This window comes from Mesorhizobium sp. WSM4844, assembly GCF_055811775.1.
Genome location: NZ_JBVVQB010000020.1, coordinates 1 through 24,215 on the forward strand (window position 1 = coordinate 1; position 24,215 = coordinate 24,215).

General features: G+C 60.9%; 24 protein-coding genes and 1 pseudogene. 18 read left to right on the forward strand and 7 right to left on the reverse strand.

Translation table 11 applies throughout. The features are described from left to right. Positions 1 to 656 precede the first annotated feature (656 nt). Positions 657 to 1,229 carry a hypothetical protein gene (locus AC0L2A_RS17340; protein WP_473609814.1) on the forward strand — a complete coding sequence of 191 codons (573 nt, stop codon included), beginning with the start codon at positions 657 to 659 and terminating at the stop codon, positions 1,227 to 1,229. 417 nt (positions 1,230 to 1,646) lie between these two features. Here the strand turns inward: AC0L2A_RS17340 and AC0L2A_RS17345 are convergent, their stop codons facing one another. The 4 genes from AC0L2A_RS17345 to AC0L2A_RS17360 form a co-directional block, all read right to left on the reverse strand. Next, a complete protein-coding gene (locus AC0L2A_RS17345) occupies positions 1,647 to 2,123 on the reverse strand; it encodes a DUF1127 domain-containing protein (protein WP_473609891.1) in 477 nt (158 codons plus the stop codon). A gap of 1,264 nt (positions 2,124 to 3,387) precedes the next feature. Continuing rightward, complete coding sequence (locus AC0L2A_RS17350; RefSeq protein ID WP_473609815.1) at positions 3,388 to 3,744, reverse strand: hypothetical protein; 357 nt, start codon at positions 3,742 to 3,744, stop codon at positions 3,388 to 3,390. Positions 3,745 to 4,276: 532 nt separating this feature from the next. Next, positions 4,277 to 4,993 carry a hypothetical protein gene (locus tag AC0L2A_RS17355; RefSeq protein ID WP_473609817.1) on the reverse strand — a complete coding sequence of 239 codons (717 nt, stop codon included), beginning with the start codon at positions 4,991 to 4,993 and terminating at the stop codon, positions 4,277 to 4,279. A 360-nt stretch (positions 4,994 to 5,353) separates the two neighbouring features. Next, positions 5,354 to 6,199, reverse strand: coding sequence for an ATP-dependent DNA ligase (locus AC0L2A_RS17360; protein WP_473517567.1), 846 nt, complete (start codon positions 6,197 to 6,199; stop codon positions 5,354 to 5,356). Between the two features lie 122 nt (positions 6,200 to 6,321). Here AC0L2A_RS17360 and AC0L2A_RS17365 point away from each other — a divergent pair, with 122 nt between their 5' ends. Beyond that, entirely contained in the window at positions 6,322 to 6,510 is a 189-nt protein-coding gene (locus tag AC0L2A_RS17365) for a DUF3606 domain-containing protein (protein ID WP_091595632.1), read from the forward strand. 60 nt (positions 6,511 to 6,570) lie between these two features. Here AC0L2A_RS17365 and AC0L2A_RS17370 read toward each other — a convergent pair whose 3' ends face one another. Both AC0L2A_RS17370 and AC0L2A_RS17375 read right to left on the reverse strand, forming a co-directional pair. Next, positions 6,571 to 6,978 (reverse strand): hypothetical protein, encoded by a 408-nt coding sequence (locus AC0L2A_RS17370; protein WP_091595630.1) that lies wholly within the window; start codon positions 6,976 to 6,978, stop codon positions 6,571 to 6,573. Positions 6,979 to 7,204: 226 nt separating this feature from the next. Continuing rightward, a complete protein-coding gene (locus tag AC0L2A_RS17375) occupies positions 7,205 to 8,095 on the reverse strand; it encodes a LysR family transcriptional regulator (protein WP_473517566.1) in 891 nt (296 codons plus the stop codon). Positions 8,096 to 8,215: 120 nt separating this feature from the next. Between AC0L2A_RS17375 and AC0L2A_RS17380 the strand changes: the two genes are divergently transcribed. The 14 genes from AC0L2A_RS17380 (at position 8,216) to AC0L2A_RS17445 (ending at position 20,517) form a co-directional block, all read left to right on the forward strand. Beyond that, on the forward strand, positions 8,216 to 8,941 hold the full coding sequence (locus tag AC0L2A_RS17380) for an SDR family oxidoreductase (RefSeq protein ID WP_473609818.1): 726 nt from the start codon (positions 8,216 to 8,218) through the stop codon (positions 8,939 to 8,941). Positions 8,942 to 9,026: 85 nt separating this feature from the next. Further along, entirely contained in the window at positions 9,027 to 9,299 is a 273-nt protein-coding gene (locus tag AC0L2A_RS17385) for an Atu4866 domain-containing protein (RefSeq protein WP_473609887.1), read from the forward strand. Positions 9,300 to 9,411: 112 nt separating this feature from the next. Next, on the forward strand, positions 9,412 to 10,173 hold the full coding sequence (locus AC0L2A_RS17390; protein ID WP_287329956.1) for an NYN domain-containing protein: 762 nt from the start codon (positions 9,412 to 9,414) through the stop codon (positions 10,171 to 10,173). 132 nt (positions 10,174 to 10,305) lie between these two features. Beyond that, positions 10,306 to 10,536, forward strand: coding sequence for a hypothetical protein (locus tag AC0L2A_RS17395; RefSeq protein ID WP_027153036.1), 231 nt, complete (start codon positions 10,306 to 10,308; stop codon positions 10,534 to 10,536). Between the two features lie 167 nt (positions 10,537 to 10,703). Continuing rightward, the gene (locus tag AC0L2A_RS17400; protein ID WP_473609819.1) at positions 10,704 to 10,964 is read left to right on the forward strand and encodes a DUF982 domain-containing protein; all 261 of its coding nucleotides are present in this window, start codon (positions 10,704 to 10,706) and stop codon (positions 10,962 to 10,964) included. A 426-nt stretch (positions 10,965 to 11,390) separates the two neighbouring features. Next, entirely contained in the window at positions 11,391 to 11,579 is a 189-nt protein-coding gene (locus AC0L2A_RS17405) for a DUF3606 domain-containing protein (RefSeq protein ID WP_023797481.1), read from the forward strand. Continuing rightward, positions 11,579 to 11,761: a hypothetical protein gene (locus AC0L2A_RS17410; RefSeq protein ID WP_036262205.1), complete on the forward strand. Its 183-nt coding sequence runs from the start codon at positions 11,579 to 11,581 to the stop codon at positions 11,759 to 11,761. The genes AC0L2A_RS17405 and AC0L2A_RS17410 overlap by 1 nt, the downstream gene beginning before the upstream one ends. A 515-nt stretch (positions 11,762 to 12,276) precedes the next feature. Beyond that, entirely contained in the window at positions 12,277 to 12,366 is a 90-nt protein-coding gene (locus AC0L2A_RS17415) for a K(+)-transporting ATPase subunit F (RefSeq protein ID WP_023797479.1), read from the forward strand. 33 nt (positions 12,367 to 12,399) lie between these two features. After that, the gene (gene kdpA / locus AC0L2A_RS17420) at positions 12,400 to 14,103 is read left to right on the forward strand and encodes a potassium-transporting ATPase subunit KdpA (RefSeq protein WP_473609820.1); all 1,704 of its coding nucleotides are present in this window, start codon (positions 12,400 to 12,402) and stop codon (positions 14,101 to 14,103) included. A gap of 24 nt (positions 14,104 to 14,127) precedes the next feature. Further along, entirely contained in the window at positions 14,128 to 14,352 is a 225-nt protein-coding gene (locus tag AC0L2A_RS17425) for a hypothetical protein (protein WP_473609822.1), read from the forward strand. Beyond that, a complete protein-coding gene (gene kdpB / locus AC0L2A_RS17430) occupies positions 14,349 to 16,442 on the forward strand; it encodes a potassium-transporting ATPase subunit KdpB (protein WP_473609823.1) in 2,094 nt (697 codons plus the stop codon). The genes AC0L2A_RS17425 and kdpB overlap by 4 nt, the downstream gene beginning before the upstream one ends. 32 nt (positions 16,443 to 16,474) lie before the next feature. After that, positions 16,475 to 17,044, forward strand: coding sequence for a potassium-transporting ATPase subunit KdpC (gene kdpC / locus AC0L2A_RS17435; protein ID WP_473609825.1), 570 nt, complete (start codon positions 16,475 to 16,477; stop codon positions 17,042 to 17,044). Between the two features lie 69 nt (positions 17,045 to 17,113). Beyond that, positions 17,114 to 19,828: a sensor histidine kinase gene (locus AC0L2A_RS17440; RefSeq protein WP_091595610.1), complete on the forward strand. Its 2,715-nt coding sequence runs from the start codon at positions 17,114 to 17,116 to the stop codon at positions 19,826 to 19,828. Beyond that, on the forward strand, positions 19,825 to 20,517 hold the full coding sequence (locus AC0L2A_RS17445; RefSeq protein WP_091595608.1) for a response regulator transcription factor: 693 nt from the start codon (positions 19,825 to 19,827) through the stop codon (positions 20,515 to 20,517). The genes AC0L2A_RS17440 and AC0L2A_RS17445 overlap by 4 nt, the downstream gene beginning before the upstream one ends. Before the next feature lie 56 nt (positions 20,518 to 20,573). Here the strand turns inward: AC0L2A_RS17445 and AC0L2A_RS17450 are convergent. Continuing rightward, positions 20,574 to 20,882: pseudogene (locus tag AC0L2A_RS17450) on the reverse strand (IS5/IS1182 family transposase); the annotation flags it as partial. A 230-nt stretch (positions 20,883 to 21,112) separates the two neighbouring features. Here AC0L2A_RS17450 and AC0L2A_RS17455 point away from each other — a divergent pair. Continuing rightward, positions 21,113 to 22,351, forward strand: a complete 1,239-nt coding sequence (locus AC0L2A_RS17455) for a CAP domain-containing protein (RefSeq protein ID WP_091595606.1) — start codon at positions 21,113 to 21,115, stop codon at positions 22,349 to 22,351. A gap of 78 nt (positions 22,352 to 22,429) precedes the next feature. Further along, the gene (locus AC0L2A_RS17460) at positions 22,430 to 24,190 is read left to right on the forward strand and encodes a type I secretion system permease/ATPase (protein WP_236473442.1); all 1,761 of its coding nucleotides are present in this window, start codon (positions 22,430 to 22,432) and stop codon (positions 24,188 to 24,190) included. The last annotated feature ends 25 nt before the right edge of the window (positions 24,191 to 24,215 follow it).

A 24,215-nucleotide genomic window follows, 5' to 3' on the forward strand; every position in this document is an offset into this window, starting at 1 on the left:
CAAGGTGGATGTTGAATCACCGGAGAAGCTCGTCGTCACATCACAATCGATTCATCGATCACGGGACGTGCTCTAGCCTGCGGATTGCTGTTTGAAGGAAGGCCCGGGCAGGGCTTTGAGCTCGGGGCTTAGAGGTGCCCTTCCCGGGGAAGTCTGGTTAGTACAGGTCGGCGTTGCTGTCGCCGTGCTGTGCGATTTGCATTGGGGCGCCACCGATGTCGGCATCTGCGCGGCCGATGCAAATGAAGACGGAAAAGGGCACACTGCCAACGTTCAGTATAGCTTTTTTAAGCACCTTTTCAGGCAATCTCGACTGGCCCTCGTGATCTTAAACCGGCGGTAAGGTCAATCTCATATCCCGGCTTCTGCAAAGGGCAGTAATAATTGGGGTGCTGGAATATGAGAGCTATTAATTTACTGGCTGTTGGGTCAGTATTCGCCATCGCAGGGTGTCAGACTGCTACCTACACGCAGTACATGGCGGGACCGCCGCTGGAATATGCGCAAGCCAAGTGCAATATGCTCGCACCCAGCGTCCATCAAGGATACATCGCAATCGGGTCGCCGAGTTATGTTGCCGGCGCGGCGCTTGGCAATGCGTTAGATAATGCCATTGCCGAACAGCGATTCATCAAAAACTGCATGACGTTGCAGGGTTGGCGACAGGATGCCCCCGGCGCAAAGAAGTCTTCAACGTCGCTGGCATCATCGCAACCACCGCACCAACGGACAGCAAAAAGGCGGCCGACGGCGCAAGAGCTTGGCGTTCCGGGGCAAGTCGTGGCGGGACAGTAACTTGCACGGCTGCTAACACCAAACGTGTCGCGCCAGCGGCCTCTGTGGATCGCCGCCAAGCCGATTTATCAGGAGTCCGACAATGCTTAAGTTTTTTCGCCGGTCTTGTCGTTGGTTTCTTGGCCGGCCTTTGCGCCTTGCCTGTCATCATGCTGATAGGGATGAACGGTCTCGCAGACCGCGTCAACGCAGCAATTGATCAGCCGGCTCGATCAAAGCCGGCTGGCGACGCAATGGCGAGCTATCGCGATTGCGTCAAAGGCTATTTCACAGAGCGCGGCGGCAATCCCGTGGAAGCGATTACATCTTGTGAATGGGAATTGGACGCGTGGAAGGCCTCGCCAACGTTTGCTGCCGAATGGCGCAAGCTTGTCGAGACCGATCCCGACATGCGCGACATTGTAGAAGGCTATCACCTCGCCATGGCCGATTGACTCTCTGTTAGTCGCGCCGAGGGCAACGGCTATTCGACAAGGGGCGGCGACATTTAACCCTATTCAAGCGGCGTCACACCTCAGCGAAACGCGAGATTGCGAGCCAACTTTTGCTCTGGTTTCGGATCCGGCTCCTGCTCTGAAAAAACAGCTAAGTAGTTGAAATTATTATTATAAAATCTGGCGATGGCGGTCGCTCTCTCCGCCACATTTCCCTACTAACTCATCCAGATCGTGTTGCGCGAATGGCTGGAAACCAACGCCTATCTGCCGGTCCGGGCGATCGACGAGGAAAGCGAGACGGACGGCAGCGCGTAGGCGAGGCGCGACCCGTATGCAGAAGACCCGCCGCTACATTTGCGAAGCGACGGGCCTCCACCCCACCCCATATCTTACCAGGCAAGTACGGTGCCAGACTTATTGACCCATTGCGGGGCGTAAGGGGTGACAGCCTGGCTCTGTGATTGTGGCCCCGTGCGTAAACCAGTGCGTGCCGGACTCGGCCGGCTTGAGTTCATTCCGCCAATGATGGCCCTGCTCCGCAATTTCAAAATGACCCACTACCGCAGCTTCTGGACTCTCGCCCGGAATGGCGTCATTCTCTCTTCGGGGAGAGCGGGCGTGGGCAAAGGCCTCCGCAGGGCGGGTGGCGCGGCTTCGCAAAGCGCACATGATTTCGTCACGAGAGATGCCGATGTCGCCAAGGACGCCATCGGGTAAACGGCTCAACTGGTCCGTTGCCGATAACAGAGCCTTTCGCTCGGCGTGCGTGCCCGCATGGCGGGCGGTGGCTGGCCCCGGGCCACGCATATAATAAAGCTCCGGCCGGTAGCGCGGCGCGGCGAATTTGCGAAACGCCGCAGCAAGTTTTGTGACGGGAGCCAAGAATTTCATGACCGTTCCCTTTCCCTTCGCCGGCTTGAACACGAGCCGGCGGGCCTGGATGTTGCAAACAAGGATATGCCAGTCGAACCAGGCTCGGCTGTGGGAATTCCCACACCGGGGAAAACATTGGAAAAATCCGCTCCCAGTTTTGCTTTCCGGAAAGCGGGGCCTGCGGCCATCCAATTTCCTTGGATAGGGAGTAAGATGAAGTACACCTGATTGAACAAGAGGCTATTGAGCAAGAGGCTGTTGTGACAGGCTCTCCGGCCTTCATCTCAAGACTTTGCGATGCCGACCTCGCCGCGCTGACCAAACGGTGGCACGAGCGCAGCTATCGACACAACGAGCTAATCATTTCCCACGGCGACACTGGTCATGCATTGACTCGCAAAACCGCGATTTCAATTAGCATGCGCTTAATTAGTTCCAATTTTAACGAATCGTTGACCGCGCTGTCCCAGAATAGGACGGCGCGGTCAAACCCCAACCCGGGATTGCGCAGGCGGCTCCGGCAATCCAGCTCCCCCGCCTCACTGTCGGAGCCGCTTCCACACTCCTCTAGAATTACCAGCAACGGTTGAATCAACAGTTACCGCACTTGCTTTCCAGTGCGCTTTCCCAGTCGTTAAACTTTGATGGAACAGGGCTCTCGCCTTCACGGTTTGACGCTGAGACACCCATCAGCGGCGGTGTGGCTTCTAGCCGCAAGCAATTGCTTGAAGCAGTTCCCGACACCACATGGTGTTCCATAGCCAGCCAAGCGAGATGAACTCGCCCGACGCAGTCGCTGCCCTCCACGGTGGAAACCAGACTATTGGATCATGGCGATGACGTACGGCCAACCTTTAGGAACCAGAAAGACATCATGCCTGAAAATACCAGACTGCCAACAAGTGACGTCCCCCTCATCAAGCTGGGCAGTTGTCAATGCCGCTTCCCGGTTCGCGAAGATCGGTCAGTGCCCGGCGGTCACCGCTTTTGTGCTGGGCCAACTTCGCCTGACCGCGTGTACTGCGATCACCACCACAGCATCGTGACCGCCGTCGAGCCTCGTCGAGCCCGTTCGGGTTTCCACCTCGCTCAACGACGCGCCGCGTAGGTAGATACCGGCGGCTGCGCCTCGAACCGGTCTCAAGGGCTCGATGTGATGCTCTCCCACGTGTACGGCACCCACATCGTCGGGCCGAGCAGTCCAGGAGAGCCGCAGAACCATCCGCTTTCCATTGAACGCGCTGGAGCCATCGAATTGCGGTGGCTGCCGGTGACAATGGTATCAGCCACGCATCATCGAGTGCAGGATGGCCTGCATGTGCTCTTCCAGGTCAAGTTCGCCCCGTGCCTCAGTGGCTAACAGGTACTCGGCCTTGGCTCGGCGGTCGCCTCGACTGATCGCAGGATAGGAGCAGATGGCCAGCAATGCTTCCTCTTCCATCCGGTCTGCCCTCTTGCGGTCGTGGCTGCCGCTGTCCGTTCGATGAACAACCCTGTGGAGCGCGACATAGGCCGCCTCATGGGCTCCAATCAGCGCCTGCAATTCGCGCGAGGCACCTTCCCCTTCAGCAAACGTCGGTTCAACGACCGAGGCTACGGCGGTGAACGCAAGAAGTGTACGGCGGGTGATTTCGGGCATGCCTGATATCCTTGCAGTCTGATCATGCAGGAACACCATAGCACCGAAGCAACAGTTCGGAGAGGCGCTATGGAATGGGGCAGCGTTGTCTGCTGACAAAAATGTATCCGTTCCCGCAGTTGCTTGCCTCGCCTACTGCTGGCCGGTTGGGCCCGTCCTATCGCCGTTTGGATTTGGTGCCGGAGCCTCGCGCACGTCTCGTGGCGGCGGGTCCACATGTTCAGGCTCCGGCGATGCTTCCTTGTCGGGACGACGGACAGGTGTCTTCTTCGGGGCAGGCTTCGGTGGCGGGTCTTTGATCTTGTTTGGCATGTCCAGTTAACCGGATCGCCAAGCTCTGGTTCCGGTGTGCCCATCAAAAGGCCCCGCCACCGTGAGGCAGCGGGCAACGGGTTGCGGGAACAGAAGAAGACAAAAAGGTGCACGTCACGGTAGAAAACCTTCGAGTGCCGGCGGCGGCTGAAAGGAAAGCCGGGCACGGCTCAGATCAGCTGCTTCAGCCGGGAAGGCAGCAAGGTCGCTTCGAGGAAGCTTACCTAAGAAAATCCGGCAACGTTATCTTGTGTCCATTCCGGTCGAATTCCGAGGTAAAGCTGTAGGACCGCGAGAACTCGAAGCTGACCTTGTCGTACAGGCCGGGTTTGCTGGAATAATCCTGCAGCTCTTTAAACAGGATTTTCTGCTCGAAAGGCCAAGCCAAACCATCGGCCACGCTAGGCACCTCGCCGCAACCGACCTCGATGTCGACGACAGTCTTTCTCGATTGGACGTCCCCCAGAAAATGAAGCTGTCTATGACGGTCGGCGCGTTTGGTGTGCCCGTAGCTGTTCAGCTTGAAACCCTCCACAAGATACTTGACTGCTTTACCGACAATCTTCCTGTTCTTTTGATAATATATCTTGGTTTGCCTTACCCGCTGGATCAAATATTCCCTCTTGCACTGCGGTGCCGAGATTGAATTGTGGAATAGCAGGTAGTGCACTGCTCTGTTGGCTCCAGATTCCTTCCGAAATCCTTTCGCATAGTAATCATCCAGGAATTGGTCTATCTCGACGCCAGCTTGCGCTGCGGGCTCCTTTTCCTCACGGTACACCTTGTTTTTGCTGTAGGTTTTCGGATCGTCCAAGGCTCCCGACTGCCTGGTGTCGCCTTCCATCCCTCGGCGCAATGTGACCTGCTCCAGGATGATCTCCGATGCCGATAAAGGTACCGAAAAGAGCACAATGCCCAGAGACAACAGATACTTCATACTTCACGCACCTCAGCGATAGCATGAGCCACGGCAGACAGTTGAACCGGGACATTGCGGCCAATTCGCGGCCTGGTTGCCGCCCAGCCGGGCATGTCCGCAGCGGGCTCAATCGTCGCATAATCGCATAATACAGCGGTGGGCACACCCATTGCCGAGCGCCCCACACAGATCCGACGAGCCCAATCAAGGCAAGGGGCATACGGCTCCTGCTTCGGCTGATTGACGGCGAAGCGCTGGTGCGGCCAAGGATGAAGGTTTGGGCAGCCAGTCGTTGGCCAGCCGCGTGAACCAGGTCACGACGTCCTTCTGGCTGCGGCGCCGAAGCGCCCGTCACCCAAAGGACGCAGGCAAAGCGCACTACTCCTCGTCACTAAAACCCAGCAGCGACGCGTTGCGTATCTGGCTGTGGTCGCCGCGAAGATGCTTGATGCGCAGATTTACCCCGGGCCTGAGCCATTGTGTCCCCGGCCGCTTCTTCATCGCCTCCGGCGGCGGCCCGGCGTGCTCCCGAACCCGCTTGAACAGCCGCTCCTTCATGTCGCGGCCGAGGCTGATCAGGGCAGAACCGACATATTTCCCGGTGCCGGGCTGTGCCAAAAGGGCGAAGGCTGCCTCGCCGGGCTGGCGCTCGACGCCCAACAGTTCGAATTCATCGACCGTGAAGCTCTTGGTCGTCAGCCAGTCCGAGGTCAGGCCGCTGCAATATCTGCTGTCGGCGCGCTTTGAGACAATGCCCTCAAGCTCGACCTCCTCGACGAGGTGGAAGTGCGACTGCGCGTCACCAGGCAGGGCCTCGCTGAACCGAATCCGGCTGTGCGGCTTGATGATACCGCTGAGAATTTCGCGCCGCGCCTTGCAGCCGATGTCGCGCAGGTCATGGCCGTTGAGGTGCAGAATGTCGAATGCGCACAGGTACATCCCATAGGGGTTTTCGTGGAGGGCGTTCTGGAGCGCGTTGAAGTCGGGCATGCCGGCCGTGTCGGTGACGACCGCCTCGCCGTCGATGATGGCGTTTTTCACCTCAAGCTCCGCCGCGGCTTCCAAAATGCCCAGGTACTGACGCGTCCGGTCCTTGCCGGTCTCGGTATAGACGCGAATATCCTCGGGGCTGTTGATAATGACCTGGGCGCGGCAGCCGTCCAGCTTGATCTCGTGAATCCAGTCGTCACCCTCGGGCGGCATGGCCGCCAGCCTGGGTTCCATCGGGGGAATGAACTCTAGCCGGCCGGTGCCGGCATCTGCCCGCCTGCGCATGGAACCCAGTCTAGGTCATCGGCGTATATTAGCCATAGTGAATATGATAAAGTTCTAAAAGGACGTGCGATATGGCAGACGACAAAAACAAACGCGACTTTCGCGACCGCAACAAGATATCGGCGGACGATGATTATGAGGTGAACTTTTTCGCTCTGCAGAACAACATCACGCCGGAGCAGGTGCGCGAGCTGATCCGCAAGCACGGCAACGATCGGGCAACTCTGACCGCTGCCGCGAAGGCATTGCCGGCACAATGATGACCAAACTCTCAGAGGTGCCGCGAGCCTTTTGTTGGCTCAGCAATATCCTGACATCGTTTAGCGTGGAACCGCAGGCATTCCCGAGACTGAGCGCGCCGTTTCGGCGGAGAAAACCACGAAGGCAAAGATGAGCACGCTGGCAGCGACGATCATCGAGCCGGTGGCGACGATCGGCTCAAGCGCCGGATTTCCATGCAGCATCAAGTAGAGGGCCGGCAACATCACCACCAGGCCAAAATTATAGACGCCATAATGGACCATTGCGATAGTGCGGGCGGCTTTTGTCGGGTTCAGGGCGTAGTACCCACCGAATATTGCACTTGTTACCCATCCCAGGAGATTGATGTGTGCGTGAGCCGGGTAGGCGCCGTGATTGCCTGAAATTGCCATTTGCAGGCCGGCTGCAATTCCCAGAATAAGAAAGACGATCGCTGTCTTGAAAAAGAGTTCCGAGATTTTCGGCATGTCATGTCCTCCCAAGCCGTTGCAGGCGGCCCGGCAGCCTGTTGGGGGTGACCGGCTGGCCACCGGGCCTAACCGGCTTGCGCCGGCTGATGAAAACATGCGCTCACACTAATATAAATGCAACGTCGAGATACCGGGTGCGCACAGCGGAGTTTGACGATCTGGACTCCCGTCCCGAAGCGGGCGGCCGGAAAGCGATTTCGGTTCAATCGTCGCGTGGAAAACGCTAGTCAGGACGCCGCAGGTGTTCGACAAGCGCGCGCAGCTTCGGCGCGACGTTGCGACGGCTCGGATAATAAAGGTAGAAGCCGGCAAAGCGCGGGCAATAGTCGACGAGAACCGGCACCAGTTCGCCCCGAGCGATCCACGGGCGAAAGCTTTCCTCCATGCCGAAAGTGATGCCGGCGCCGGCAATGGCCAGCTTTATCATCAACGCCATGTCGTTGGTCGTGATCTCCGGCGCAACCGCGACGCTGAACTCCTTGCCGTCCTCGGCGAATTCCCAGCGATAGGGCGCGACCTTCGGGGCGCGGCGCCAGCCAATGCAGCGATGGCCCGCGAGTTCCTGCGGATGCGACGGCTCGCCAAACCGATCACGATAGGCCGGCGCGCAGGCGGCCAGCTGCCGCTCGTCACCGGCGACAGGCACCGCGATCATGTCCTGCTCGATCACCTCGCCGAGCCTGACGCCGGCATCGTATCCCTCGGCGACGATATCGAATTCCTCGTCCGTCACCGTGATGTCGACCTGAACCTCGGGATTGGCTTCGGCAAAGGCCGCCAGGAACGGCCCTGAAAGAAAGCGCTCGGCGATCGACGAGACGGCGAGCCGCAGCTGCCCGCGCGGACGCCCGCGCAGGTCCCCGGTGCTCTCCATTGCGGCGCGCATGTCGGCAATGGCGGGCGCTATCTCGGCGTAGAGGCGTTCGCCAGCCTCGGTCAGGCTGACGCTTCGCGTCGTGCGCTGGACCAGCGCGATACCGAGCGTCTCTTCCAGCCGCTTCATCGTCTGGCTCACCGCCGAGCGGGTGACGCCCATTCGGTCCGCAGCCGCGCGAAAGCTCCGCTCCTCGGCGACGAGGGCGAAGACGGCAAGCGCATTGAGATCCGGCTGCATTGGTTAGCTGTGCTTTCGACGCTGTAAACGAATGGTCGTCTTATCGCTACAGTGAAACAGATCCATCTTCGTGGCAACCGCTGCATGGCGGTTCAAGGATCAACCAGACGGAGACCGAACATGTCCCTCAACAAAGTCGTGCTCATCACCGGGGCTTCGAGCGGCATTGGCGCCGCCATCGGCCGGGAGCTCGGTGCCGCAGGAGCAAAGGTCATGCTGGGTGCGCGCCGCACCGGTCGGCTGGACGCGCTCGCAGAAGAGATCAGGGCAAAGGGCGGGGCGGCAATGACACGCCGCCTGGACGTGACCGACCGCGACGATGTCGCCGCCTTTGCCGATGCGGCGCGCCAGGCCTGGGGACGCGTCGATGTGATCGTCAACAATGCCGGCGTCATGCCGTTGTCGCTGATGATCTCGATGAAGGTCGATGAATGGGACCGAATGGTCGACGTCAACATCAAGGGCGTGCTCTACGGCATCGCTGCGGTGCTGCCGCAGATGACGGCCCGAGGCTCCGGCCATGTCGTCAACATCGCCTCCATCGGCGCGCTTTCGGTATCGCCGACAGCCGCTGTCTATTGCGCAAGCAAATACGCGGTCCGCGCCATCTCCGATGGCTTGCGGCAGGAGCACGACGACATCCGCGTCACCTGCATTCATCCCGGCGTGGTCGAGAGCGAGCTCGCCGACACGATCACCGATCCGATCGCAGTGGAAGCGATGAAGACCTATCGCGCCATTGCGCTGCAGCCCGACGCGATCGGCCGTGCCGTGCGCTTTGCCATCGAACAGCCGGACGATGTCGACGTGAACGAGATCGTCATCCGGCCGACAGCCAGCAAGTAGTCCTATGAAACAGATTTCCATACTTGCCGCTGCCGTGCTTGTTGCCGGCGCGGCCGGCTTATCCGCACAGAAAGGTTTTGCCCAAATGAATATCGCGCAGAATTCCGTTACCCCAGCTTCGGCAAGCCACTCCTATGTCGGGATGTGGGTCACGGCGGATGGCCATATCCGCCACAACTTGCTTCCAAATGGTCGCTATGACGAAGCGCGCGGGAACCGTGACAGCGCATACCAGGGGCGCTATGAGATCCGGGGAAATCACATCGAGTACTGGGACGACACCGGCTTTACCGCTGACGGAACGTTCATCGACGGCGTGCTGCACCACGCCGGCATGATCTTGTATCGGGAGAAGTAGATGACGTCAGTCGAATCTCGATGACGACATCAGTCGCATCTCGATAAAAAGGTTTCGCATGGCGCCGCTGCACCATATGTCTCTGGTGCGCAGCCAAAAACAGGGGCTCACCTTGCCGACCGAACCACGTTCTCCACGGCTTGCAGTGCTGATCGACGCGGACAATACCTCGGCCAAGATTGCCGACGGTTTGTTCGAGGAAATCGCGAAGATCGGCGAGGCAAGCGTCCGTCGCATCTACGGCGATTTCTCCAGCACCCGCTCAAAGGCATGGGCCGACGTGCTGTCGAAGCATGCGATCATCCCGCAGCAGCAATTCGCCTACACCACCGGCAAGAACGCATCCGACATCACGCTCGTCATCGACGCCATGGACCTTCTCCACAGCGGGCGGTTCGAAGGCTTCTGCCTGGTGTCGTCGGACAGCGATTTCACCCGCCTAGCCGCTCGCATCAGGGAGCACGGGATCGACGTTTATGGGTTTGGCGAGCAGAAGACGCCGGAGAGTTTCCGGCAGGCTTGCCGCCGGTTCGTATACACCGAGAACCTGCTGCCGACTGCGCCAGCCAACGCGAACGATGCGGCGCCAACGAAGTCCTTGCAGCCGCCCAGCGCCGCGACGCCGATCATCACCAGGGTCATTTCACAGATGGGAACCGAGGACGGCTGGGTGCCGCTCGGCATTGTCGGCAATCAGCTCGCCAATCTGGCATCCGACTTCGATCCCAGGACCTTCGGCTTTCGAAAGCTGAGCGATCTCGTGCGCAAGACCAATGCCTTTGAGATCGATCATCCCGAGGGTGGAGCGATGCGCATAAGGGTCAAGCCAGCTGCGAAAGGCAGAGAGAAATCGAAGTCGGCAGCATCGCGCTGAGCCCTGCAAAAAGCTAGCTGTCCCAGTCCGATTGGTGTCCGATTGGCCTCTGGTCGGACCACAATTTCGCTGGCGAAAACCACCATTCGGCGTATTATTCTCGTGGCAGAGAGTTCATGGCGGAGGAGGCCAATGGACATCGTTTCGAGAGCGCCTGTCGTTGATTTGCCGGCCCATGAACTCGTTTCATCTGCGCTTTCAAAATTCCGCGCCGGCGACACCATATCGACCAGAGCCGCAATAGATACCATCCGCCGGGCAGGCCCAGCTTGTACGGACAGCGACGACCAACTGGTCGAGCTTATCGTCATGACCGCAATTGGCAGGACCATGGGGATCGTGTTCGACCATCGGTGCCGCTGATGCACATCGCCCGGCCCGCAATTGGCTTGCGCACTGTCTAAAATGAGACTGGCGACATAAGCCACTCCGTAACCATGAATTGTGATCGGGATGGATCGCGCCATTCGCTGTCGGAACGAATAACTCCGCTGCGCCGTTGCTGTCCTTGGAGTCGAGGAGTGGCGGCAATGCGTGATGAACAATTCGACGTTCCGGTGACGATCGAGAGCGAACGCACCGGACGCCGGCTTTCTGTGACGAGGACGGTCCAGGCGGCCTCGCTTCTGGTCGACAAATGGCCAAACGAAAAGCGCGGGCCGAAATATCGCGCGGCCTTGAAAGCCATGATGGATGCGATGGAGCAGCGGCGGGCGGTTGGGACTGCGCGGCGGGCAGTCACGGCGGCAGCCAAGGAAGCCCATGTGTTTGTGCGCGAAGGCCGGCATTAAGGCGCGCCACGTCTGAAGAGCTCGATGCCACGTGCTTTTGGTTCTTGATTTTAGGGATGTCGTTGCCCAAGACGGCTGCGTAGCTTTGGGCGACATGCATTGCTCCTGTTTATGCATGTCGTTGTCCCAAAACCGCTGCGCACTTTTGGGCGACATGCATTGCTGCTGTTTATGCATGTCGTTGTCCCAAAACCGCTGCGCACTTTTGGGCGACATGCATTAAGGAACCTCACGAAATCTCCGCCGTTATGCTCCAGGTCCAAGAGACTGTTTCGAAAGTCGCTCCGGCGAGTCATATGGTGGTGGTTTCGAGAACCGGAGCGCAGCGGACGTTCGGGTCCGTGAGCACCGGAAGCGCAGAAAACGCCATCAGATGGCCGCCGGAGTAGACTTTCCAAACAGCCTCTAAGTGAGGAGAGAACTGCCATGCCAGACGACAAGACCAAGACCGACAACCGCGATCGCTCACAAGTAGCCGGCGACGAAGACTATGAGGTGAGGCATCTCGCCGAGGAAGCCGGCATCACTCCCGACCAGGCTCGCACGCTGATCAAGCGCCACGGCACCGACCGCAAGGTGCTGAACGAAATCGCCAAGAGCATAAAGGCATTGTGATGGCTGACAAACGGACCGCAATGGCCGATCGGAAGAAACGCGAACCGGACGACAAGGAGGCCCTGCGCCTGGCCGAGACAACTGACGTTTCGCCCAACCAGGCGAAGGATCTGATGCGCAAGCACGGCAAGGACAGCGCCAAGGTCGAGAAGGAAGCCAAGAACTTCAAGGCCGAAGGTTGAGCAGCCGATTTGGCGGAGCGAGTCCGCCCTCGTTCCCGCATCAGCTTCGCACCCGCCAGCCATTCGCACGCTGGACGACAGCCCATCCCATTCTTCGATGAACTCGGCTGGAAGCGGGCGTATGCGGACGACTATGCCGTGATCTATACGCGAAATCGCTGATTTTCGGCGGCTTCGCCCCGCCGCACGGCTTGTCTTTGAGCGCCGCGCTGAGAGCCGCGACGGCAAATCCTTTATAGGATTCTTATTTCTTTCCTCTTCGCCACGTCTCGAACCTTTATGGGGTTTGGATCCATATTCCGTCGGGAAGGACACATCTCGGTCGCCATTATCATCGCGACAGAGTGTCTTCATATGACTTCAACGCTGCCCGGCTGCAGGCAAGCCAGTGCAAAAACGAAAATAAGGAACAGCTCCGATGGACATCATCGTTCTCGGGATAGGGTTTTTGTTTTTCGCCCTGTTCTTCGCCTTCGTCAAAGCCTGCGACAGTCTTTAGGCGGAAGGACCGCAACATGCTTGTCGACTATATCCTCGGTGGCGCTGTGACCCTGTTCCTTCTCGTCTACCTGACATACGCCCTCATTCGCCCAGAACGTTTCTAACGGCAACTGGCGCAGGCACGGAAGGCTATTTCGATGACTTTCAACGGGTGGATGCAGATCCTCGTCTATTGCGGGATCGTCGTTTTGCTGGTGAAGCCGCTCGGCGGCTACATGTATCGCGTTTTCAGCGGCGACCGCACATTCCTCTCGCCGATTTTGGGTCCTGTCGAGCACAGCCTTTATCGCATCTCGGGGACCAGCGAGCGTGAGGAACAGCACTGGACCACCTATGCGGCGGCCGTGCTGTTCTTCAACCTCGCCGGCTTCCTGGTGCTCTACGCCCTGCAACGGCTGCAAGGCAGCCTGCCTTACAATCCGGCCGGCATGAGCTCCGTCGAACCCGGGCTCGCCTTCAACACCGCCGCCAGCTTCATGACCAACACCAACTGGCAGAACTACGGCGGTGAAAGCACGATGTCCTATCTCGTGCAGATGGCCGGCCTCACCGTGCAGAACTTCCTGTCCGCAGCGACCGGCATCGCCATCGCAATCGCGCTGATCCGCGGCTTCACCAAGGCCTCCGGCAAATCGATCGGCAATTTCTGGGTCGATATGACCCGGTGCACCCTTTACCTGCTGTTGCCGCTCTGCATCGTGCTGACGCTGGTCTATGTCTATCTCGGCATTCCGCAGACGCTCAGCGCTTATCTCGACGCCACAACCCTGGAGGGCGCGCGGCAGACGATCGCGGTCGGGCCGGTTGCCTCGCAGATCGCCATCAAGATGCTCGGCACCAATGGTGGCGGCTTCTTCAACGCCAATGCCGCGCATCCCTTCGAAAACCCGGACGCGATCTCGAATCTGATCCAGATGGTTTCGATCTTCGCCATCGGTGCGGCGCTAACCAACGTCTTCGGCCGCATGAACGGCGACCAGCGCCAGGGTTGGGCGATCTTGACTGCAATGGGCGTCCTGTTCATCGCCGGCGTTGCCGTCTGCTACTGGGCGGAAGCATCAGGCAATCCGCTGGTGCATGCGCTGGGCATCGACGGCGGCAACATGGAAGGCAAGGAAACGCGATTCGGCATCGCTTTGTCGGCGCTGTTTGCGGTGATCACCACCGCCGCGTCCTGCGGCGCCGTCAACGCCATGCATGACAGTTTCACAGCGCTTGGCGGCATGATCCCGATCATCAACATGCAGCTCGGCGAGGTCATTATCGGCGGTGTCGGCGCCGGTCTCTACGGCATCCTGATGTATATCGTGATCGCCGTCTTCGTCGCCGGACTGATGGTCGGACGCACGCCCGAATACCTCGGCAAGAAGATCGAGGCCAAGGAGGTCAAGATGGCGATGGTCGCCATTCTCTGCCTGCCGCTGGCGATGCTGATCTTCACCGCCATCGCGGTGGTGCTGCCGACCAGCGTCGCTTCGATGGCCAATGCCGGCCCGCACGGCTTCTCCGAAGTTCTCTATGCCTACACCTCGGCTGCCGCCAACAACGGCTCGGCCTTTGGCGGCCTGACCGGCAACAGGCCCTGGTACAACGTCACGCTTGCCATCGGCATGCTGATGGGCCGCTTCCTGGTCATCATCCCGGCTCTGGCGATCGCCGGCTCGCTGGTCGCCAAGAAGACGGTGCCCGCCTCCGCCGGCACCTTTCCGACCGACGGGCCGCTGTTCGTCGGGCTGCTGGTCGGCGTCATTCTAATCGTCGGCGGCCTCACCTTCTTCCCGGCGCTGGCAGTCGGACCGATCGTGGAGCACCTGGCCGGCATCCACGGGCAGACTTTCTGAACCGTCCCACCTTGGATCAATGTCATGTCCTGGCTCAAATCCATACGTCGCAAGATTCGGCATCGAGACGATCGGAAAGGGGCAACCCCGCCTCCTTTCCCGACCCCGCCGCCTTTTCCGACCTTGTCCACGTTCTTCGGCATTGCGGCAGTCATGATCGTGGTCTGGCTGCTGGCCTCCGGGCTGCCGCATCTGCTTTCGGCAGATGATCGACCGGTCAACAACTTCGATACTGGAGCCACCAAATGAGCCAGTCCAAATCCGCTGTCATCATGGATGCCCGTATCCTGCTGCCCGCCGTCGACGGCGCCTTCAGGAAACTCAACCCGCGCACCTTGATGCGCAATCCGGTGATGTTCGTCGTCGCCGTCGTCTCGGCGCTCACCTCAGTCCTGTTCGTCAAGGATCTCGTCACCGGCGGCGGCGATCTCGGCTTCTCGCTGCAGATCATCATCTGGCTGTGGTTCACCGTGCTTTTCGCCAACTTCGCCGAAGCGGTCGCCGAAGGCCGAGGCAAGGCCCAAGCCGATTCGCTGCGCAAGGCTCGCACCGAGACCCAGGCCAAGCTGTTGAGCGGCGACGACCGCACCAGGTTCAAGCTGGTGCCAGGCACCAGCCTGAAGGTCGGCGACGTGGTGCTCGTCGAGGCCGGCGACATCATTCCGTCGGACGGCGAGGTGATCGAAGGCGTCGCTTCGGTCAACGAGGCGGCGATCACCGGCGAATCGGCTCCGGTGATCCGAGAATCCGGCGGCGACCGTTCGGCGGTGACCGGCGGCACGCAGGTTCTGTCCGACTGGATCCGCGTGCGCATCACCGCGGCCTCCGGCCACACCTTCCTCGACCGCATGATCTCGCTGGTCGAAGGCGCTGCGCGCCAGAAGACGCCCAACGAGATCGCGCTCAACATCCTGCTCGTCGGCATGACGCTGATCTTCGTGCTGGCGACGGCAACGATCCCGAGTTTCGCCGCCTATTCGGGCGGCACCATTTCGGTGACCGTCCTCGTCGCCCTGTTCGTCACCTTGATCCCGACGACGATCGGCGCGCTGCTTTCGGCCATCGGCATCGCCGGCATGGATCGCCTGGTGCGGTTCAACGTGCTGGCGATGTCGGGCCGCGCGGTCGAGGCGGCGGGTGACGTCGACACGCTGCTGCTCGACAAGACCGGCACGATCACGCTCGGCAATCGCCAGGCGACGGCATTCCGCCCGGTCAAGGGCGTCACCGAGCAGGAGTTGGCCGACGCGGCGCAGTTGGCCTCGCTTGCCGACGAAACGCCGGAAGGCCGCTCGATCGTCGTGCTGGCGAAGGAGAAATACGCCATCCGTGCCCGCGACATGGCAGCACTGCATGCCGCTTTCGTGCCCTTCACCGCACAAACCCGCATGAGCGGCGTCGACATCGATGGCTCTTCGGTTCGCAAGGGCGCGGTCGATTCGGTGCTCGCGTTCGTCAATCAGTCGACGGTCGCTACGCATGGCACGCGCCCCGGCAGCGACACCGTCCGCGACCTCCAGGCGATCGCCGACGACGTCGCCAAATCCGGCGGCACGCCGCTTGCGGTCGAGCGCGACGGACGCCTGCTCGGCGTCGTCCATCTCAAGGACATCGTCAAGGGCGGCATCAGGGAGCGCTTCGCCGAACTGCGCAAGATGGGGATCCGCACGGTGATGATCACCGGGGACAACCCGATGACGGCGGCGGCGATCGCGGCGGAGGCCGGCGTCGACGATTTCCTGGCCCAGGCGACGCCCGAGGACAAGCTGAAGCTCATCCGCGACGAACAGGCCAAGGGCAAGCTCGTCGCCATGTGCGGCGACGGCACCAATGATGCGCCTGCCCTTGCGCAGGCCGATGTCGGCGTCGCGATGAACACCGGAACGGTCGCCGCGCGCGAAGCCGGCAATATGGTCGACCTCGACAGCGATCCGACCAAGCTGATCGAGATCGTGGAAATCGGCAAGGCGCTGCTGATGACGCGCGGCTCGCTGACGACCTTCTCCATCGCCAACGACGTGGCCAAGTATTTTGCCATCATCCCGGCCATATTCGCCGTCTTCTACATTGCGCCGGGGCAGACATCAGGCCCGCTGCAGGCGCTCAACATCATGCATCTGGCAACGCCGCAGAGCGCCATTCTCTCGGCTATCATCTTCAACGCACTGATCATCGTCGCGCTGATCCCGCTGTCGCTGAGAGGCGTCAGATATCGCGCGATCGGGGCGGGCGCGCTGCTCAGCCGCAACCTTCTTGTCTACGGCCTCGGCGGCATCATCGTCCCCTTCGTCGGCATCAAGGCGATCGACTTGGCCATCACCGCGCTGGGCCTCGCATAAAAAAGTTGGGCCTCGCATAAGGAATCAAGTCCATGTTCAAGCAAATCAGACCCGCGATCACCATGATCGTTTTCTTCACCATCCTGACCGGCCTGATCTATCCGATCGGCATGACCGGCATCGCCCAGGCCTTGTTCCCGCGCCAGGCCAATGGCAGCCTGATCGAGAGGGACGGCAAGCTCGTCGGCTCCGAGCTGATCGGCCAGGCTTTTGCCAGCGAGCGCTATTTTCATGGCCGGCCGTCGGCTGCCGGCGACGGCTACGACGCCGCCGCTTCGAGCGGCTCGAATCTCGGGCCGACCAACGCCAAGCTGATCGACCGCGTCAAGAGCGATGCCGACAGGCTGAAAGGGGAAAATCCGAACCAGCCGGTGCCGATCGATCTGGTCACGACTTCAGGCAGCGGCCTCGATCCGCATATCAGCCCCGAGGCCGCCTATTTCCAGGTCGCCAGGGTGGCCAGGGCCAGGGGCGTCGATGAAGCCAGGGTCAAATCCCTTGTCGACAGCCACGTCGAGGACCGCGAACTCGGTTTGATGGGAGAGCCTGTGGTCAATGTGCTGGCGCTCAACCTGGCGCTGGACGAGGCCACCAGGCAATGAATGGTTGGAAGCAATGAGTGGTGGGCTGGGGATCGACACCATCCCCGGCGCCATTCATGATCGATTGTGATGCCGGACGACAGAAGCAACGAAACCAGACCCTCACCCGACGCCCTGCTTGACCGTGCGGAGCGGGAGGGGCGCGGTCGTCTGCGGATTTTTCTGGGTGCAGCACCCGGTGTCGGCAAGACCTATGAAATGCTGATGTCGGGCCGTGCAAGATTGGCCGACGGGGTGGACGTGGTGATCGGCGTCGTCGAGACGCACGGCCGCAAGGAAACCCAGGTGCTGGTCGACGGCTATGAGGTGATTCCGCGTCGTCGGGTCGACTACAAGGGGCGCGCCCTCGAGGAAATGGACCTCGATGCCATCCTTGCCCGGCGGCCGGCGCTGGTCCTCGTCGACGAGCTTGCCCATACCAACGCGCCGGGCAGCCGCCATCCCAAGCGCTATCTCGACGTTCAGGAAATCCTGACGCACGGCATCGACGTCTACACCACGCTCAACATCCAGCATGTCGAAAGCCTGAACGATGTCGTGGCGCAGATCACGCGCGTCAGGGTGCGCGAGACGGTTCCAGACTCCATCATCGATCAGGCCGACGACATCGAGATCATCGATCTCACGCCCGACGACCTGATCAAGCGACTCGAGGAAGGCAAGGTCTACATCCCCAGCACCGCCCGGCGCGCGATCGAGAATTATTTCTCGCCGGGCAATCTGACGGCGCTCAGGGAACTTGCGCTGCGCCGTACCGCCCAGCGCGTCGACGAGCAGTTGCTGACCCACATGCAGGCCCACGCCATACCCGGACCCTGGGCGGCGGGGGAAAGGGTTCTCGTCTGCGTCGACGCGCGTCCGGGCGGGGCGGCCCGCGTCCGCTATGCGCGGAGATTGGCCGACCGGCTCCGCGCCCCCTGGACGGCGCTTCACGTCGATACCCCTCGTTCAGCCGCCACGTCCGAGGAGGCCAAGGATCGGCTGGCGACGCTGCTGCGCCTTGCCGAGCAACTCGGCGCCGAGGTAACGACCATTCCAGGTCAGAACGTCGCGCAGGACATCGTTCGCCATGCGACCGCGAACAACTTCACCCATATCGTGATCGGCAGGCCGACCCGATCGCGCTGGCGGGAATTGATCGAAGGCTCGCTCACTTATGATCTCATCCGCCATGCCGGCGACATCAGCGTCCATGTCATTTCGGGAAACGAACGCAACGCCGAGGCGACGTCGAGGACCGTCAAGACGGCGGACGAGCAGTGGCAATTCGAGATCTGGCCCTATCTCAAGGCCACGGCCTACGTTGTAGGCTCGCTCGCCTTCGCCGTCCTTCTCCACCAGTTTCTCGACGTCCGCAATCTGGCGATCATCTTTCTCATCGGGGTTCTGACATCGGCGGTGACCGGGGGTCTCTGGCCGGCTTTGTATGCCTGCGTCATCAGCGCCATTGCCTTCAACTATTTCTTCCTGGAACCACGTTACACGCTGACGATTCAGGATCCGGAGAGCATCGTGGCGCTGGCTGCCTTCCTGGTTGTTGCGGTCATTGCCAGCAATCTGACAGTGCGCGTGCAGCGACAGGCGGTCGCTGCCCGCTCGCGGGCACGCGCCACGGAAGATATCTATCTCTTCTCGAAGAAGCTCGCCGGCGCCGGCACGCTTGACGACGTGCTCTGGGCGACTGCCTTCCAGATAGCTTCGATGCTGAAGTTGCGCGTGGTGCTGCTGCTGCCGGAAAACGGCACGATCACCGTCAAGGCCGGATACCCACCCGACGACACGCTGGCCGAGGCCGACATCGCGGCCGCCCGTTGGGCCTGGGAGCACGATCGTCCCGCGGGCCGCGGCGCCGACACGCTTCCCGGAGCAAGACGCCTGTATCTGCCGTTGCGGACCGGGCGCACCGCTGTCGGCGTCGTCGGCCTCGACAACGACAAGCAAGGTCCGCTGTTGACGCCCGAGCAGCAGCGCCTGCTCGACGCGCTCGCCGACCAGGCGGCAGTCGCCATCGAACGCATCCAGCTTGTTGCCGACGTCGACCGGGCCAAGCTCGAGGCCGAGGCGGACCGCCTGCGGTCGGCGCTGCTGACCTCGATTTCCCATGACCTGAAGACGCCGCTTGCCGCCATCATGGGCGCCGCCGGCACATTGCGGGAATTTGCACCGGCGCTTCCCGAAACGGACCGGGCGGACCTGCTGTCGACCGTGCTCGACGAATCGGAACGGCTGAACCGCTTCATCGCCAATCTGCTTGACATGACCAAGATCGAATCCGGTGCGATGGAGCCGAACTACGCGTTCCACTATGTCGGCGACATTGTTGGCACCGCCTTGCATCGAGCCAGAAAAATCATTGGCGAACACAAGACCGAAGTCGACATTCCCACGGATCTGCCGATGCTGAGGGTCGACCCTGTCCTGTTCGAGCAAGCGCTGTTCAATCTCCTCGACAATGCCGCTAAATTTGCGCCGCCTGGTTCGACGATCCGCCTGCAGGGCTGGGCCGACAATGGTTCCGTCATCCTGCAGATCATGGACGAGGGGCCAGGCATTCCGCCGGCGGATCTGGAGCGCATTTTCGACACGTTCCACCGGGTGCGCAAGGGCGATCAGGTCCGTGCCGGCACCGGGCTTGGGCTCTCGATCTGCCGTGGCTTCATCGAGGCGATGGGCGGGACGATTTCGGCGGCCAACAGGACCGACCGCCCGGGTGCGGTTTTTACCATCAGAATGCCGGTAGCGGCAGACCAACATGTAGACCCCGACATGGATGACCTGCCATGACGAATCTGGACGTCAGCATATTGGTCGTCGATGACGAACCGCCGATCCGCAAGCTGCTCCGCGTTGGCCTTGGCAGCCAGGGCTATGCGATCAGCGAGGCGCCGAACGCCAGGACGGCGATCGAACTCGTGGAGACGGAAAAGCCCGACCTGATCCTGCTCGATCTCGGCCTGCCCGGCATGGGCGGCCACGAATTGCTGCGCAAATGGCGGGACGACGGCCTGGATGTTCCGGTCGTCATCCTTTCCAGCCGCACCGACGAGGCCGGCATCGTCTCGGCACTTGATCTCGGCGCCGACGACTATATCACCAAGCCGTTCGGCATGAACGAGCTTGTCGCGCGCATCCGGGTGGCGCTCCGCCACAAGTTCCAGCAGCAAGGTGAGAAGCCGGTCTTTAACACCGGCGATCTCACGGTCGATCTGGTGAAGCGCATCGTCATGATCGAGGACAGGGAGATAAAGCTCTCGCCGAAGGAGTACGACATCCTGCGCATCCTCGTGCAGCACGCCGGCAAGGTTCTCACCCACCAGTTTCTTTTGAAGCAGGTCTGGGGCGATTCGACCGACGTGCAGTATCTCAGGGTCTATGTGCGGCAGCTCAGGCAAAAGATCGAGAAAACGCCCGACCAGCCGCGCTACATCACCACCGAAACCGGCGTCGGATATCGCCTGCGCGAAGTCGACTGAAGCGAGGGCCGCGGGCGAGCCCGTCTAACCCCGCTGCGGGGCTGGCGTCCTACCATCAGCCGCCTGTTGCGGCTGATCCAGCGCTCCACAACCAAGCGTCCCGCTTGCACGGCGAAGCCGACTTGATCAGCTTTTCCTTTAACGATCTTGACAGCGATCGAGATGGCTTCGGCCACACGGGTCCCTGATGTCTAGGATCGGCGATTAACCATCGGTTGATGGGAGAGGTCGACGCGAGGCGTTCGGAACCGGACCGGGCGCCGTCCCGATCTGGATGCCGGCGGCATGCGGGGTAAAGGACGAGAGCCCGACCTCTTGCCGGCGGCATAGCCGCGGCCGCCACTCTCGCAACTCGTCACGGCCTGGCGCGCACGTCGCGCATCGCGAGAACGCGCATAATTGAATGTCACACTTGCTGGTTGCATTACAATATGAAATTTTGTGTTATCGCATCCCCACAAATTCTCTTTAACAAAATCATGGTTAACAGCTGCTTGCCGCAGGTTAGCCACAGTCGGCTTTTACCAAGCGTGATTGGGGAAATTCTACAACTTGGCGGGACCGTCCAAAAACGAAACAGTGGAGCGACGACCTAATGCCGCAACATAGCGCACAAGAACAATATCTACTTGAACTTATCAACGCGGAGAGGGCTAAGGCCGGCGTGCAGCCGCTGGCCTTTGACAATGATCTCAGCGAGTCGGCTGAGGGGCACAGCAGATGGATGCTTGCAACCGACACCTTTTCTCACACGGGGTCGGGAGGCTCCTCGCCCACCCAGCGCATGAAGGCGGCTGGCTACACCCTCGCCGGCTCCTGGGCGACAGGGGAGAACATCGCGTGGGCTACGACCAGGTCACCGACAGGCTATAATGACGAGATTCTACTCCTGCACAACAACCTGATGAACTCCCCGGGTCATCGTGCCAACATCCTCAACGGCAACTTCCGCGAGGTAGGGCTTGGATTCGAGGTTGGCGATTACCGGGGGCGCTCCAGCGGTTTCGTGACGGAGAATTTCGGCAAGACCGGATCAGACCTGTTCCTGACCGGTGTGGCGATCGACGACAAGGACGGGGACAGGTTCTACGATCCCGGTGAAGGTCTATCCGGTCTCACCATCACGGCAAAGAGTTCGACGGGCACGACGTTTACGGCGAAGACCACGGGCGCCGGCGGCTACGACCTCGCCCTCAAGCCGGGCACCTACACAGTAACCTTCTCGGGGGCGGGCATCGAAGCTTCGACGCGCACCGTCTCTGTCGGGAGCAAGAACGTCAAACTCGATCTCGTCGATCCGAAGCAGGGATCCGTCGCTGCCGTTCAGGATGAACCTGCGGCTTCCGATCCGGCGCCGCAGCAGGCCCCGACGCCAACCGCGCCAGCTGAACCGGCCCCGACAACGCCGCCGGCTTCTGGGCAGCCGGTTTCTGGCCAGCCGGACTCTGGCCAGCCGGTTTCTGGCTCCCAGTGGCTTGCAAACTTCTTCGGCAAACAGGGCGCAAACTTCCGGTCTGAGCAGACCCTGGCCGAACATGAGGAAGCCGAAGCAACGCCTGGCACGGCTAAGGAGAGTGGCGCACAGGTGGCGCTTGAGGGCGATAACATCGTGTTTCCACAACTCGGGAACGCTCGGGGCCAACTCGACGACGCTATCGAGCAGGTCCGGGACGCTGTATCGACCGCGCTAGCAAATGCGGGCAATCCGAGACCGGCTTTTGATTGGGCAGAGTATGCACATACGCAAGCGGGCGATGCCGACGCGCTGGCTGCGAAACTCATCGAGCAACTGTCTGCGCATAACAACAGCGTGATCGCCGATCAGGCCGCGTAGCCAATGCCGGACGATGCGGGCCTGCAGTTATGGGCCCGCATCGCCTGCTGACGCATGCGGTTGATCGAGGGGACATCAATGTCACAATCTGGTTCAGAGAAGCTCCGCCCGCCGAGGGCGAAGTCCGAATTGGCTGCCTGCCTGGCGCATTTCCGGCGCGCCTTTTTGGCGGTGGCGGGTTTCAGCGGCCTTATCAACGTGCTGATGTTGTCCGGCTCGGTGTTTATGCTGCAGGTCTACGACAGGGTCCTGCCCAGCCGTAGCGTGCCGACGCTGGTGGCTCTGGTCCTGCTGATTTCGATTCTATATGTTTTTCAAAGTGCACTCGACGCGATCCGCGGCCGGGTGCTGGCGCGTATCGGCAGCGGACTCGACGAGCGCCTGAGTGAGCGGACCTACCGCGTGATGTCGCAATTGCCCTTGGCCAGAGGCCGTTCGGGCGAGGGCATGCAGCCGGTGCGCGATCTCGATCAAATCGGCGGTTTCCTGGCCAGCGGTGGTCCCGCCACTCTTTTCGACCTGCCGTGGATGCCGCTTTATCTCGCGCTCTGTTTTGCCTTCCATCCTTGGCTCGGCCTGGCTGCGCTGATTGGGGCGATCCTGCTTTTGGCATTGACCGTGCTCACGGAGAAAACGGTCCGCCGTCCAGCAACCGAAATGTCTGGATATGCCGGAGCGCGCAGCAATATCGCACTGGCAAGCATCCGCAATGCCGAGGTGCTCGAAGCGATGGGCATGAGATCCACTATGGCCTCGCGCTGGGCGGAAGCAAACGGCAAATACAGGCAGGCGCAGATGCGCGCCAGCGATGTCACGGGTTCATTCGGCGCGCTTTCCCGCGGCTTTAGGATGCTGCTGCAATCAGTCGTTCTCGCGATCGGAGCGTATTTGGTGATCGGCCAGGAAGCCACGCCTGGCATCATCATCGCAAGCTCTATTCTCACCGCGCGAGCGCTGGCGCCGGTCGAACTCGCAATTGCGCACTGGAAGAACTTTCTTGCCGCCAGACAAGGCTGGCACCGGCTGAACGAACTTTTCACGCAGTTCCCTGCCACAGAGGATCGCTTGCAGCTGCCGCCGCCGCGGACACAACTCTCGGTTGAAGAGGTCAGCGTCGTTCCGCCAGGCGAACGCCGTTTTGTCGTACAGGATGTTGCGTTTTCGCTGAGTGCCGGCTCCGCGCTCGGTGTCATCGGTCCGAGTGCATCGGGTAAATCGTCGCTGGCGCGGGCGCTCGTCGGCGTCTGGCCGGCAGCGCGCGGCAAAATCCGCCTAGACGGCGCCGCCATCGAACAGTGGCCGGCAGAGGCACTGGGGCGACATATCGGCTACCTGCCGCAAGATGTCGAACTTTTCGCAGGCACCATTGCTCAAAACATTGCCCGCTTTGATCCTTCTCCGGATCCGGCAACCATTATCGCGGCGGCCAAGACCGCGGGCATGCACGAAATGATCCTGCGCTTGCCTCGCGGATATCAGACCGAGATCGGCGAGGGCGGCGCATCGCTTTCAGCAGGACAGCGGCAGCGCATCGGACTGGCCCGCGCGCTTTATGGTGATCCTTTCCTCGTTGTTTTGGATGAACCGAACTCGAATCTGGACGCTGGAGGCGAGCAGGCTTTGACCCAGGCGATCCTTGCAGTCAAACAGCGGCACGGCGTGGTTGTCGTAATCGCCCATCGTCCAAGCGCCCTGGCGGCAGTGGACCTTTTACTTGTTCTCGACTCCGGCCGTCAGCACGCATTTGGGGCGAGGGATCTGGTCGTCCGGGGCACGACGCGGAGTGCTTCCGTGGGAACGCTTCAAGCAGTTGCCCCGGAGGAAAAGGCATCAGGATGACGTTATTTCATGATCGATCGTTCTT

What these genes read in the sequence shown, in the direction of transcription:
- kdpA (WP_473609820.1), top strand. Translation starts at nt 12,400, where the DNA reads ATGACTTTCAACGGGTGGATGCAGATCCTCGTCTATTGCGGGATCGTC.
- AC0L2A_RS17345 (WP_473609891.1), bottom strand. Translation starts at nt 2,123, where the DNA reads ATGAAATTCTTGGCTCCCGTCACAAAACTTGCTGCGGCGTTTCGCAAA.
- AC0L2A_RS17380 (WP_473609818.1), top strand. Translation starts at nt 8,216, where the DNA reads ATGTCCCTCAACAAAGTCGTGCTCATCACCGGGGCTTCGAGCGGCATT.
- AC0L2A_RS17385 (WP_473609887.1), top strand. Translation starts at nt 9,027, where the DNA reads ATGAATATCGCGCAGAATTCCGTTACCCCAGCTTCGGCAAGCCACTCC.
- AC0L2A_RS17410 (WP_036262205.1), top strand. Translation starts at nt 11,579, where the DNA reads ATGGCTGACAAACGGACCGCAATGGCCGATCGGAAGAAACGCGAACCG.
- AC0L2A_RS17440 (WP_091595610.1), top strand. Translation starts at nt 17,114, where the DNA reads ATGCCGGACGACAGAAGCAACGAAACCAGACCCTCACCCGACGCCCTG.
- kdpC (WP_473609825.1), top strand. Translation starts at nt 16,475, where the DNA reads ATGTTCAAGCAAATCAGACCCGCGATCACCATGATCGTTTTCTTCACC.
- AC0L2A_RS17355 (WP_473609817.1), bottom strand. Translation starts at nt 4,993, where the DNA reads ATGAAGTATCTGTTGTCTCTGGGCATTGTGCTCTTTTCGGTACCTTTA.
- AC0L2A_RS17360 (WP_473517567.1), bottom strand. Translation starts at nt 6,199, where the DNA reads ATGGAACCCAGGCTGGCGGCCATGCCGCCCGAGGGTGACGACTGGATT.
- AC0L2A_RS17455 (WP_091595606.1), top strand. Translation starts at nt 21,113, where the DNA reads ATGCCGCAACATAGCGCACAAGAACAATATCTACTTGAACTTATCAAC.
- AC0L2A_RS17365 (WP_091595632.1), top strand. Translation starts at nt 6,322, where the DNA reads ATGGCAGACGACAAAAACAAACGCGACTTTCGCGACCGCAACAAGATA.
- AC0L2A_RS17375 (WP_473517566.1), bottom strand. Translation starts at nt 8,095, where the DNA reads ATGCAGCCGGATCTCAATGCGCTTGCCGTCTTCGCCCTCGTCGCCGAG.
- AC0L2A_RS17415 (WP_023797479.1), top strand. Translation starts at nt 12,277, where the DNA reads ATGCTTGTCGACTATATCCTCGGTGGCGCTGTGACCCTGTTCCTTCTC.
- AC0L2A_RS17425 (WP_473609822.1), top strand. Translation starts at nt 14,128, where the DNA reads ATGTCCTGGCTCAAATCCATACGTCGCAAGATTCGGCATCGAGACGAT.
- AC0L2A_RS17445 (WP_091595608.1), top strand. Translation starts at nt 19,825, where the DNA reads ATGACGAATCTGGACGTCAGCATATTGGTCGTCGATGACGAACCGCCG.
- AC0L2A_RS17460 (WP_236473442.1), top strand. Translation starts at nt 22,430, where the DNA reads ATGTCACAATCTGGTTCAGAGAAGCTCCGCCCGCCGAGGGCGAAGTCC.
- AC0L2A_RS17350 (WP_473609815.1), bottom strand. Translation starts at nt 3,744, where the DNA reads ATGCCCGAAATCACCCGCCGTACACTTCTTGCGTTCACCGCCGTAGCC.
- AC0L2A_RS17395 (WP_027153036.1), top strand. Translation starts at nt 10,306, where the DNA reads ATGGACATCGTTTCGAGAGCGCCTGTCGTTGATTTGCCGGCCCATGAA.
- AC0L2A_RS17405 (WP_023797481.1), top strand. Translation starts at nt 11,391, where the DNA reads ATGCCAGACGACAAGACCAAGACCGACAACCGCGATCGCTCACAAGTA.
- kdpB (WP_473609823.1), top strand. Translation starts at nt 14,349, where the DNA reads ATGAGCCAGTCCAAATCCGCTGTCATCATGGATGCCCGTATCCTGCTG.
- AC0L2A_RS17400 (WP_473609819.1), top strand. Translation starts at nt 10,704, where the DNA reads ATGCGTGATGAACAATTCGACGTTCCGGTGACGATCGAGAGCGAACGC.
- AC0L2A_RS17370 (WP_091595630.1), bottom strand. Translation starts at nt 6,978, where the DNA reads ATGCCGAAAATCTCGGAACTCTTTTTCAAGACAGCGATCGTCTTTCTT.